This window comes from Nonomuraea sp. NPDC005501 (assembly GCF_040605905.1).
Taxonomy (GTDB): domain Bacteria; phylum Actinomycetota; class Actinomycetes; order Streptosporangiales; family Streptosporangiaceae; genus Nonomuraea.
Genome location: NZ_JBEXDT010000162.1, coordinates 1 through 11054, shown reverse-complemented (window position 1 = coordinate 11054; position 11054 = coordinate 1). Strand labels below are relative to the sequence as shown.

General features: G+C 73.5%; 13 protein-coding genes. 8 read left to right on the top strand and 5 right to left on the bottom strand.

The annotated features are described in order from the left end of the window. Together ABZS51_RS41030 and ABZS51_RS41025 are read left to right on the top strand one after the other, a co-directional pair. Positions 1-620 (top strand): SRPBCC family protein (locus ABZS51_RS41030; RefSeq protein WP_355453285.1); only part of this gene is annotated, 620 nt, incomplete at its 5' end. After that, positions 617-1786 (top strand): zinc-dependent alcohol dehydrogenase, encoded by a 1170-nt coding sequence (locus ABZS51_RS41025; protein WP_355453283.1) that lies wholly within the window; start codon positions 617-619, stop codon positions 1784-1786. The genes ABZS51_RS41030 and ABZS51_RS41025, both read left to right, overlap by 4 nt. Before the next feature lie 97 nt (positions 1787-1883). Here the strand turns inward: ABZS51_RS41025 and ABZS51_RS41020 are convergent, their stop codons facing one another. Beyond that, entirely contained in the window at positions 1884-2363 is a 480-nt protein-coding gene (locus ABZS51_RS41020) for a DUF1772 domain-containing protein (protein ID WP_355453280.1), read from the bottom strand. 235 nt (positions 2364-2598) lie between these two features. On the opposite strand from ABZS51_RS41020, the gene ABZS51_RS41015 reads away from it, so the two are divergent. Together ABZS51_RS41015 and ABZS51_RS41010 are read left to right on the top strand one after the other, a co-directional pair. After that, entirely contained in the window at positions 2599-3987 is a 1389-nt protein-coding gene (locus tag ABZS51_RS41015) for a selenium-binding protein SBP56-related protein (protein ID WP_355453277.1), read from the top strand. A 10-nt stretch (positions 3988-3997) separates the two neighbouring features. Then, positions 3998-4618 (top strand): hypothetical protein, encoded by a 621-nt coding sequence (locus tag ABZS51_RS41010; RefSeq protein ID WP_355453274.1) that lies wholly within the window; start codon positions 3998-4000, stop codon positions 4616-4618. Positions 4619-4639: 21 nt separating this feature from the next. Here ABZS51_RS41010 and larB read toward each other — a convergent pair whose 3' ends face one another. The 3 genes from larB to ABZS51_RS40995 are packed head-to-tail and all read right to left on the bottom strand — an operon-like array spanning position 4640 to position 6787. After that, positions 4640-5332: a nickel pincer cofactor biosynthesis protein LarB gene (gene larB, locus ABZS51_RS41005; RefSeq protein WP_355453270.1), complete on the bottom strand. Its 693-nt coding sequence runs from the start codon at positions 5330-5332 to the stop codon at positions 4640-4642. Then, positions 5325-6185 (bottom strand): ATP-dependent sacrificial sulfur transferase LarE, encoded by an 861-nt coding sequence (gene larE / locus ABZS51_RS41000; protein ID WP_355453267.1) that lies wholly within the window; start codon positions 6183-6185, stop codon positions 5325-5327. The genes larB and larE overlap by 8 nt, the downstream gene beginning before the upstream one ends. 35 nt (positions 6186-6220) lie before the next feature. Next, the gene (locus ABZS51_RS40995) at positions 6221-6787 is read right to left on the bottom strand and encodes a helix-turn-helix domain-containing protein (protein WP_355453264.1); all 567 of its coding nucleotides are present in this window, start codon (positions 6785-6787) and stop codon (positions 6221-6223) included. Between the two features lie 165 nt (positions 6788-6952). On the opposite strand from ABZS51_RS40995, the gene ABZS51_RS40990 reads away from it, so the two are divergent. From ABZS51_RS40990 to ABZS51_RS40980, 3 genes are read left to right on the top strand one after another with little or no spacing between them, the layout of a single operon-like run. After that, entirely contained in the window at positions 6953-8149 is a 1197-nt protein-coding gene (locus ABZS51_RS40990; protein ID WP_355453261.1) for a cytochrome P450, read from the top strand. Positions 8150-8197: 48 nt separating this feature from the next. Next, positions 8198-8398, top strand: coding sequence for a ferredoxin (locus tag ABZS51_RS40985; RefSeq protein ID WP_355453258.1), 201 nt, complete (start codon positions 8198-8200; stop codon positions 8396-8398). Next, positions 8395-9615 carry an FAD-dependent oxidoreductase gene (locus ABZS51_RS40980; RefSeq protein WP_355453255.1) on the top strand — a complete coding sequence of 407 codons (1221 nt, stop codon included), beginning with the start codon at positions 8395-8397 and terminating at the stop codon, positions 9613-9615. The genes ABZS51_RS40985 and ABZS51_RS40980 overlap by 4 nt, the downstream gene beginning before the upstream one ends. A gap of 23 nt (positions 9616-9638) precedes the next feature. Here ABZS51_RS40980 and ABZS51_RS40975 read toward each other — a convergent pair whose 3' ends face one another. Beyond that, positions 9639-10058 (bottom strand): MarR family transcriptional regulator, encoded by a 420-nt coding sequence (locus ABZS51_RS40975; protein ID WP_355453252.1) that lies wholly within the window; start codon positions 10056-10058, stop codon positions 9639-9641. A gap of 208 nt (positions 10059-10266) precedes the next feature. Here ABZS51_RS40975 and ABZS51_RS40970 point away from each other — a divergent pair, with 208 nt between their 5' ends. Further along, positions 10267-10929 carry a TetR family transcriptional regulator gene (locus tag ABZS51_RS40970; RefSeq protein WP_355453249.1) on the top strand — a complete coding sequence of 221 codons (663 nt, stop codon included), beginning with the start codon at positions 10267-10269 and terminating at the stop codon, positions 10927-10929. Positions 10930-11054 lie beyond the last annotated feature (125 nt).

Below are 11054 nucleotides of genomic sequence, written 5' to 3'. Positions count from 1 at the left end.
AGCGGCGGCGCCGCGTGACCGCCGCGACCGCCGCGGTCGCCGGCATCACGGCCCTCGACCTGCTGTGCGCGGTACGCGGCGCGGGTCCCGGCCGGGGCCCGCTGAGGCTGCACGCCTCGATCACGATCAACCGGCCGCGCGAGGAGGTGTACCGGTTCTGGCGCGACCTGGAGAACCTGCCGACCTTCATGGCCCACCTGGAGTCGGTGCGGGAGGTCGGCGAGGGCCGCTCCCTGTGGAAGGCGAGGGGGCCGGTGACAGACCTCCGGTGGGAGGCCGAGATCATCGACGACCGGGCCGGCGAGCTCATCGCCTGGGGCTCGGTGCGCGGCGCCACCGTGACCACCGGCGGCAGGGTCGCCTTCACCGAAGGTCCGGGCGGGCGGGGCACCGTGGTGGACGTCGCCATGGAGTACACCGTGCCCGGCCGTGCCCTGGGCGCCGCGTTCGCCAAGCTGCTCGGCGAGCACCCGGAGCAGCAGGTCCGCGACGACCTGCGCCGCTTCAAGCAGGTCATGGAGACCGGCGAGGTCGTCCGCTCGGACGCCAGCCCCGAAGGAACCCGTGCGCTGCGGCAGCTCAGGCAGCGCCCCGCACAACCCGTGGGAGGACGGTCATGAAGGCGAACTGCTGGATGGGCCGCAACACCGTCGAGGTGCACGACGTTCCGGAACCGCGGCTGCTCAACTCCCGCGACGCGATCGTGCGCATCACCTCGACCGCCATCTGCGGCTCCGACCTGCACCTGGTCGACGGCTACATCCCGACCGTGAAGAAGGGCGACGTCCTCGGCCACGAGTTCATGGGCGAGGTGGTGGAGGTCGGCCCGGGGGTGCGCAACCTGCGCGCCGGCGACCGGGTGGTCGTGCCGTTCCCGATCGCCTGCGGCAACTGCTTCGCCTGCGAGGAGGGCCTGTACTCCATCTGCGAGAACTCCAACCCCAACGCCGGGCTGGCGGAGAAGTTCATGGGCCACTCGCCCGCGGGCATCTTCGGCTACTCCCACATGCTGGGCGGCTTCGCGGGCGGGCAGGCCGAGTACGCGCGCGTGCCGTTCGCGGACGTCGGGCCCATCAAGATCGAGGACGACCTGCCGGACGAGAAGGTGCTGTTCCTGTCGGACATCCTGCCGACCGGGTACATGGGCGCGGAGATGTGCGACATCAAGCCCGGCCAGACGGTCGCCGTCTGGGGCGCGGGGCCGGTCGGGCAGTTCGCCGTGGCCAGCGCGTTCCTGCTCGGCGCGGACCGGGTGATCTGCATCGACCGGTTCCCGTACCGGCTGCGGTACGCCGAGCGCGCCGGAGCGGAGGTGCTCGACTACGAGCACGTGGACGTGCTGGAGGCGCTGCGCGACATGACGGGCGGGCGCGGGCCGGACGCCTGCATCGACGCCGTCGGCATGGAGGCGCACCACCCCACCCCGGCCATGTACGCCTACGACCGCACCAAGCAGGCCGCCAGGATGGAGACCGAGCGGCCGTACGCGCTGCGGGAGGCGATCCTGTCCTGCCGCAACGGCGGGGTGGTGTCGGTCATCGGCGTCTACGGCGGGCTGCTGGACAAGTTCCCGATGGGCGCGCTGATGAACCGCTCGCTGACCATCCGCTCCGGCCAGTGCCACGTGCAGCGCTACCTGCGCCCGCTCCTGGACCGGATCCGCAACGGGGAGATCGACCCGAGCTTCGTCATCTCGCACCGGATGCCGCTGAGCGAGGCACCGCGCGGGTTCAACCTGTTCAAGAACAAGCAGGACGAGTGCAACAAGGTCGTCCTGACGCCGTAGGGCCTGGCGGGGCCGAGCGGCTGCGTGAGCTGCCGGAGTCCAGGAGCCGGACCTGGGCCGGTTCCTGGACTCCGCGGCGAGAGCGCGCGACGCGCCCTCACCGGTGGGCGGGCCGGACGACGACGGCAGCGACGATCATCACTGCGAAAGCGGCCAGCGCGGTCAGGGTGCGGACGGTGTGGAACAGCTCCCAGCGCCGCAGGATCTCCGCGTGGCCGGCCGGAGCCCCCGTGGCGGCCCACGTGCGGAAGTACGCGTGCAGGGGGACGTTGCCGAACACCGTCACGAGCGGGGAGGTCAGCGTCAGCCCGCCGGCCGCGGCCGCCAGCCGCCGCGACACGCCGCGGGCCGGCACCGCCGACGCGACACAGGACAGGATCGACAGCGCCATCGCGCTCTGCATGACCGGCTCGTTGACCTTCATCATCGCGGTGTGGAAGGTCAGGCGCACGTCCAGCGGCACCACGTCGAACGTGGGCACGACATTGGCCGCGCCGTATCCGAACGCGCCGGCGAGCAGCCCGGTGGCCAGCAGCGCGAGCCCCTGGACGTACCGGACTCGGGGAGAGGTTTCCATGGCCTGTGATCGTCCACCACGGAAGGCGGGGCGGTCGTCCCGCCGGCGAAGCTCCCGCGGCTACGGCCCCGGGCGCAGACGCCCGGGGCCGGTCTACCACGCCGGGAGTACCCCGGAAGACATGAGCCGTCCGGGGCGGGGTTACGCCCGCATCGGGCAATATTTCGCACTGAAGCGGCATAGGTCTTGGCAGCTTGTCTATTGACCGGGTAGGTAATGCATGAATCATGGGGTCATGGCACTCTGGACTCCGGACCCCACGTTCTACCCCTCGCCGCGCGACGCCGCCGCCGCGCCGGCCGAGCGGCTGGCCTACGTAGCCGCGTTCGACCGCCGGGCGGCCCGGCCCGACGCGATCGCCGTCGTCGACACCGATCCGTCCTCGCCCGGCTACGGTCAGGTGGCCGGCTGGACCGATCTGCCCAACACGGGTGACGAGCTGCACCACTTCGGCTGGAACGCCTGCAGCAGCGCCCTGTGCCCCTACGCCCCGCACCCGCACGTCGAGCGCCGCTACCTGGTCGTGCCGGGGCTGCGCTCCTCCCGCATCCACATCCTCGACACCAAGGACCGGATCAGCCCGGAGATCGTCAAGGTGATCGAGCCCGAGGAGCTGGCCCGGCGCGCCGGGTACTCGCGGCCGCACACCGTCCACTGCGGGCCCGAGGGCCTCTACGTCTCGGCGCTCGGCGGCGCGAACGGCGAGGACGGGCCGGGCGGGATCGCGATCCTCGACCACCAGTCGTTCGAGGTGCTCGGCCGCTGGGAGGTGGACCGGGGCCCGCAGTACCTCTCCTACGACTTCTGGTGGCACATCAACCACGACGTGCTCGTCACCTCGGAGTGGGGCACGCCGTCCATGATCGAGGACGGGGTGGTGGGCGAGCTGCTCCTCGGCCGCAAGTACGGGCACCGGCTGCACTTCTGGGACCTGCGCAAGCGCCGCCACCTCCAGGAGGTGGACCTGGGCGACCAGTACCAGATGACGTTGGAGCTGCGCCCGGCACACGACCCGACCAGGACGTACGGCTTCGCCGGCGTCGTCGTCAGCGTCGAGGACCTGTCGGCCTCGGTGTGGACGTGGTTCCAGGAGGGCGGCCGCTGGCAGGCGCGCAAGGTGATCGACATCCCGGCCGAGCCCGCCGACGAGAAGGACCTGCCGGACGTGCTCAAGCCGTTCGGCGCGGTGCCGCCGCTGGTCACCGACATCGACCTGTCGGTGGACGACCAGCGCCTGTACGTCTCCTGCTGGGGCACCGGGGAGCTCAAGCAGTACGACGTGAGTGACCCGTTCAAGCCCGTCGAGCTGGGCTCGCTGCGGATCGGCGGCATCGTCCGGCGCGAGTCGCACCCGGCCGCCGACGGCCCGCTGAGCGGCGGCCCCCAGATGGTCGAGGTCAGCAGGGACGGCAGGCGCGTCTACCTGACCAACTCCCTGTACGGCTCCTGGGACGACCAGTTCTACCCGGACGGCGTCGGCGCCTGGCTGGCCAAGATCGACACCGACTCGTTCACCTTCGACGAGCGGTTCCTGCCGCACGGCGACGCCTTCCGCGGTCTGCGCCCGCACCAGGTGCGGCTGCAGGGCGGCGACGCCTCGTCCGACTCCTACTGCTACCCGTGACCGGCCGCCCATGACCATCGCCGCCGCTCTCCTGCTGGGCGCCTTCCACGGCCTGAACCCGGCCATGGGGTGGCTGTTCGCGGTGGCCCGCGGCCTGCAGGAGCGCAGCAGGGACATGCTGCTGGCCTCGCTGCCGGCGATCGCCGCCGGTCACCTGGCCTCCGTCGCGCTGGTGGCGGTGGTGGTCGGCGTGACCGGCTCGCTCACGACCGCCACGGTGCTGTCGGTCGCCGGCGGCGTGACGCTGGTCGCCTTCGGCCTGTGGCGGCTGCTGTCGAAGCGGCATTTCCGCTGGGTGGGGATGCGGCTGTCCCTGCCGCAGCTCGCCGCCTGGTCGTTCCTCATGTCGTCGGCGCACGGCGCCGGCCTGATGCTGGTCCCCGTGTTCGCCGGCCTGGCCGCCGAGGGGGGCGGCCCGGCCGGCGCCGGTCACGCGGGCCACGCCGTCGCCGGCGGCCTGGGTGTGGCGCTGTGGCACACGCTCGGGATGTTCACGGTCGCCGGCGTGGTGGCGGTGCTCGTGTACGAGGTGGCCGGGCTGGCCGTCCTGCGCCGCGCGTGGTTCAACGTGGACCGCATGTGGGCCGCCGCGCTGGTCGCCGCCGGCATCGTCACCCTGCTGCGCGCCTGAGCGCGGCCCCGGATCGCGGTTTCACAGCGGGGCGGCGATCTGGGCCGCGAGGTGGCCGGCGCCGTAGCCGTTGTCGATGTTCACGACCGCGACGCCGGGCGCGCACGCGTTGAGCATGGCCAGCAGGGGCGCCAGCCCGCCGAACGCCGCCCCGTACCCGACCGACGTCGGCACGGCCACCACCGGCGCGGAGATGAGCCCGGCCACCACGCTCGGCAGCGCCCCGTCCATGCCCGCCGCCACGACCACGACGCGGGCGGAGCGCAGCAGATCGAGCACGCCGAGCACGCGGTGCAGCCCGGCCACGCCCACGTCCACGACCAGCTCGCAGGGCCGGCCCAGGTAGCGGGCGGTCAGCTCGGCCTCGCGCGCCACCGGCAGGTCGGAGGTGCCCGCCGCCAGGACGACCACCTGCCCGCCGGAGGGCGGCGGAGGTTCGGGCGGCCACACGAGCAGCCGGGAGTCCGGATCGTGGCGGGCGTCGGGCAGCTCGGCCAGCACGGCCCGCGCGTGCTCGGGCTCGGCCCGCGTGAACAACGTCGCCCCTGTCGGGTGGAGCGCCGTCCGGGTGCGTTCGCCCAGCTCGGCGGCGATCGCGCGGACCTGGTCCGGCGTCTTTCCCGCGCAGTACACCGCCTCCGGGTAGCCCCGGCGGGCCGCCCTGTCGTGATCCAGCCGGGCGAACGACTCCGGCGCGCTCCAGCCGTCAGCCATGCCGCGCCCCCGCGCCCGGGCCCTGCACCAGGGGCAGGGTGAAGGCGCCCGACTGGATGCCGGCCAGATCGACGGCCACCATGCGGAACCCGGCCTCCCGCACCGCCGACAGCGCCGGCTCGCGCAGGTCGCCCGCGAGCCGCGCGATCTCGGCGACGGGCACCTCGATCCTGGCGATGTCGCCGTGGTGGCGCACCCGGCAGTCCGTGAAGCCCAGCTCCCGCAGCGCCGCCTCGGCCCGCTCCACCTGGGCCAGCTTCTCGGGCGTGACCTCGGAGAAGTGCGGGATGCGGGAGGCCAGGCAGGGAGCGGCCGGTCTGGCGGCGCTCGGCAGGCCGAGGGCGGCGGCGATGCGGCGGACCTCCGCCTTGTCCACGCCCGCGTCGGCCAGTGGCCGCAGCACCCGGTGCCGGGCGGCGGCCCGGCTGCCGGGCCGGTCGGGGCGGCGGACGTCGTCGGCGTTCTCCCCGTAGGCCACGGCGGTGATGCCGTGCGCGGCGGCGACCTCGTCGGAGATGCGGACGAACAGCTCGTTCTTGCAGTGGAAACAGCGGTCGGGGCCGTTGGCGCGGTACGCGGGCAGGTCCCCCTCGTGGGTGGCGACCTCGACCACCCGGGCGCCGACGTACGCGGCGACCTCGTGGGCCGCCGCCCGCTCGGCGGCGCCGAGGCTCGGCGAGACGCCCAGCACCGCGATCACCCGGCCCGTCCCCAGCTCCCGTACGGCGAGCGCCAGCAGCACGGAGGAGTCGACGCCCCCGGAGAAGGCGACGCCGAGCCGCCCGGACGTGCGCAGCAGCGCGCCGACGCGGTCCGCTGCCTCGGCCTCGAGGCCGGTGAGTGAGGGGAGCATGCCGGGTGCCTCCGGTTCGTGGACGGGTCGTGTGCTCAAGGCCGGGCCGGGGTGTGGATGCCGTGGCGGAGCAGCCGCCACACCCGCTCGGCCGCGTGCCGCCGGGCGGGCGCGGGGGTCCTGCGCAGCACCCCGGCGAGCATCCCGACGGCCATGACCAGGTCATCGGTCGTCAGGTCCGCCCGGACCGCGCCGGCGCGGCGGGCCCGGCCGAGCAGGTCGTCCAGCAGGCCGGCCACCCGGTCGCGTACCTCGATCATGCGGGGGTCGGCCGGCGACACGCTCACCATGTCGATGAACGCCGTCGAGGTGATGGTCTGCTCGGTCATCAGGGCCAGCACGTCGTCGAGGCTGGCGCCCGGCTCGGCGGCCAGGGCCTCCAGCGCGCTCACGCCTTCCTCGAAGACGGCCAGCGCGAGGCTGACACGGTCGGGGAAGTGCCGGTACAGGCTGCCCTGGCCGACCCCGGCGGCCCGCGCGATCGCGCTGAGCGGCGCGTCGTACCCGGAGCCGGCGAAGACGTCGCGGGCCGCCGCGATGAGCGCGGCCCGGTTCTCCGCCGCGGCACTCGGTCCCCTGTTGGGGCGACGCGTATCTGACATGGCGGCCAGCGTAGCAACCGGACAACTTTGTCCGGTTGCTCGGCCTCCCCCGCTCGACACACGCCCGAGGTGCGGCTACGGTGACAACCGGACAACATTGTCCGGTGGCCGCGGCGGCATCCCATCAGCGGGCCGGTCTCCGCGACCGGCCATCCAGGAGGACATGTGACGGACATCCAGGACTACCCGTTCCCCGCCCCCGGCGCCCTGGAGCCGCCGGAGGAGTGGGCGGAGCTGCGCGGCCGCTGCCCCGTGGCGCCCATCCGGCTGGCCAGCGGGGACGAGGCGCTGCTGCTCACCCGGTACTCCGACGTGAAGGACCTGCTGTCGGACCCGCGCTTCACCCACCACCTCGTCGCCGACGACGCCGCGAACATCACGGCGAACGAGGGTGGAGGCGTGTTCGCCAGCGGCGGCACCACGGTCAGGGGCGACGCCCACCGGGACTGGCGCAAGCTGATCGGCAAGGCGTTCACCGCCAAGCGCGTCTCGGCCATGCGGCCCGGCATCGAGGCGGCGGCCCACCGCCTGGTGGACGAGATGGTCGAGCGGGGCTCGCCCGCCGACCTGGTGGCCGCGCTGGGGTTCCCGCTGCCGGTGTGGGTGATCTGCGAGCTGCTCGGGGTGCCCGACTCCGACCGTGACCGGTTCGCCCACTGGTCGGACACGCTGCTGAGCCTGACGAAGTACACCCAGGAGGAGATCGACGCCGCGCAGGCCGACTTCGCCGCGTACATGCGCGCGCACGCCGCGGCCAAGCGGGCCGAGCCGGGCGACGACCTGATCAGCGAGCTGATCACGCTGGTCGGCGAGCTCGACGGCCGGGTCACCGAGGAGATGACGGTGAGGACGGCCCAGGGACTACTGGTCGCGGGCCACGAGACCACCGCCAACATGATCGGCAAGATGGTGGCGATGCTGCTGGCCGACCGCACCCGCTGGGAGCGGCTCGTCGCCGACCCCTCGCTCATCCGCACCGCGGTCGAGGAGTGCCTGCGCTACGACGCCAACTTCGGCTTCGGCATCCCCCGCTACATCAGCGAGAAGGTCGAGATCGGCGGCACGACCCTGCCGAAGGGCGCCACGGTCGTGTGCAGCCTGTCCTCGGCCAACCGCGACGAGAGCGCGTTCGAGGACGCCGCGGACATGGACCTGACCCGCTCCCCCAACCCGCACCTGATCTTCGGCGCCGGGCCGTACGCGTGCCTCGGCCAGTCCCTGGCCCGCACCGAGCTGCAGACCGTGCTCAAGGTGCTGATCGACCGGCTCCCCACGCTGGAACTGGCCGTGCCCGCCGACGTCCTGGCCCGCCGCGAAGGACTGATCGTCGGCGGCCTGGAGCAGGTCCCGGTGCGGTGGTGACGGCTCCATCACCGCGCACCCACGACTGAACCGGAAGGAAGGACGAACGTGAACATCACCGTCGACACCGACAAGTGCTGCGGCGCGGGAACGTGCGTGCTGCTCGCTCCCGACGTCTTCGACCAGGGGGAGGACGACGGCATCGTGATCCTGCTGGACGCCACGCCGCCCGAGGCGCTGCACGCCGTCGTCCGCGAGGCGGCCGGCGTGTGCCCGGCCGCCGCGATCAGCGTGGAGGAGCGGTCTTGACGGTCCCGGCCGACGTGCTCGTCGTCGGCGCCTCCGCGGGCGGCCTCGCCGTCGTGGAGGCGCTGCGGCGCCACGGCCACCAGGGCGGCCTGACCGTCCTCGGCGCCGAGCGGCACCCGCCCTACGACCGGCCGCCGCTGTCCAAGCAGGTGCTCTCCGGCGTCTGGGAGGGCGAGCGGGCGCACCTGCGGCCGGCGGACCAGCTCGCCGGGCTGGACGCCGAGTTCGTCCTCGGCGACCGCGCGGTCCGGTTCGACGCCGCCGCGCGCGAGGTGCTGACCGCCTCCGGCCGGACGCTGCGCGCGGAGGCCGTCGTCCTGGCCACGGGCCTGACTCCGGCCCGGCTTCCCGGCCAGGACGGGCTGGCGGGCGTGCACGTGCTGCGCACCCTGGACGACGCGCTCGCGCTGCGCGAGCACCTGCTGGCCGGTCCGCGTCTCGTCGTGGTGGGCGAGGGCGTGCTGGGCGCCGAGGTGGCCGCCACCGCGCGCGGCATGGGCCTCGACGTCACGCTCGCGGGTCTGGGCCGGGCCGTGCTCGCCGACCAGCTCGGCGAGCGGATCGGCGGGGCGCTCACACGGCTGCACGCCGACCGCGGCGTCCGGCTGCGGCTCGGCGTCGCCGTCCGGGAGCTCACCGGCTCCGGCGGCCACGTCACGGGGGTACGGCTGGCCTCCGGCGAGCTGCTGCCCGCCGACGCGGTCGTGGTCGCGATCGGCTCCCGGCCGGCGACCGGCTGGCTGGCCGGCAGCGGCCTGACGGTGGGCGACGGGGTGGCCTGCGACGCCGGCTGCCGCGCGGCCCCCGGCGTCTACGCGGTGGGCGACGTCGCCTCCTGGCACCACGAGGGCCTCGGCAGGCGGCTGCGGCTGGAGAACCGGACGAACGCCGTCGAGCAGGCCCAGGTCGTGGCCGCCAACATCCTCGGCGAGGACCGGGTGTACACGCCGGTCCCGTACTTCTGGACCGACCAGTACGACGCCAAGCTCCAGGCTCACGGCCTGCCCACGGCGGGCGCCGAGGTGGAGGTGGTCGAGGGCGACCCGGAGGAGGGCCGCTTCGTCGCGCTGTTCCGGGAGGGCGGCACGGTCACCGGTGTGCTCGGCTGGAACATGGCCAAGGCGGCCCGCCTGCACCGCCGGCACGTGGCCGACGCCATGACCGGCTCCCGGCCCGGCACCGAGGCCGCGGCGGGCGGCGCGGTCACCGTGTCGTAGTCAGGGGCGGGGCCGGGGGCGGGTCAGGGGCGGGGCCAGGGCCGTCCGGCGAGGCGCTCGACGTCGGTGTTGAACCGCCTGAGGTAGGCGGCGAACGTGGCGACCTCCTCGGGCGTCCAGTTCACCAGGACCTTCTCCAGGCCGTTGACGTTCTTGGCCCGCTCGTCGTCGAGATACCGCTCCCCGGCCCCCGTCAGGCGGAACTTGCGGGCCATCCCGCCGTCGGGATCGGGGATGCGCTCGACCAGGCCGGAGCGCAGCAGGGCCGAGGTGTGCCGGTTCAGGGTGGAGACGTCCAGGCCGAACGCGTCGCTGAGCTGCCCGATCGACATCATGCCTTCCAGCCGGACGCGGCTGAGCAGGATGTACGCCATGCGGTCGATGTGACGGTGCCGTCCGAGCAGCATGGTCTCGTACTCGATGAGGTCCGTGGGCTTGTCCATGCCAGTCCTTTGTGCCGTCAGTGCGCGCCAGCATATCTATCACACCGTATGTGCAACCTACACAATCAGTGCATATGGCACATGTCGTGCATGGCGCACACTGATTTTTAAAGCAGTCGCTTGACTTAAGGTGACTGTGCCGATTGACTGAGCTTGACAGTGAATTGTTCGAGGGGGCGCTCGTGGGCAGAGGCGACGGCGGGCCGGCGTGACCGGCCGGACGACCGGCGGGAGCCCGCGGGCCGTGCGGGTCAGCGAGACGCGGGAGCAGATCCTGACGGCGGCGGAGCGGCTCTTCGCCGAGCACGGCGTGTACGCCGTGTCCAACCGCCAGGTCAGCGAGGCCGCGGGGCAGGGCAACAACGCCGCGGTCGGCTACCACTTCGGCGCGAAGGCCGACCTGGTGCGAGCCATCGCGCGCAAGCACGCCCAGCCGATCGAGCGCGCCCGCCGGCGGATGCTGGCCGAGATGGGCGACACCACCGAGGTACGGGACTGGGTGGCCTGCCTGGTGCGCCCGGTCACCGACCACCTGGCCGCCCTGGGCAACCCCACCTGGTTCGCCCGGTTCGGCGCCCAGGTCATGACCGACCCGGCGCTGCGCGAGATCATGATCGACGAGTCCCTCACCTCGCCCTCGCTGCGGCAGATCATCGACGGGCTGCGCCGCGCCCTGCCCGGCCTTCCGGAGGACGTGCGCGCCGAGCGCGCCGAGATGGGCGGCCAGCTCATGGTGCACATGTGCGCCGTACGGGAGAACGCCCTGGCCGAAGGCGCCCCCACCCCACGCTCCACCTGGCACGACACCGCGACCGGGCTGATCGACGCGATCACCGGTATGTGGCTGGCCCCCGTCACGCGCGAGCCGTGACGACCTGAAGCCGCGTCGCCACGACGGCCCCACGGGGGGGGGGGGGGGGGGGCGCCCACGCGGAGCTCCACCCCTGTCCCACACTGGTTGCCGCGGCCGGGGCGGCGCGGCCGGCGGGCCCGGGG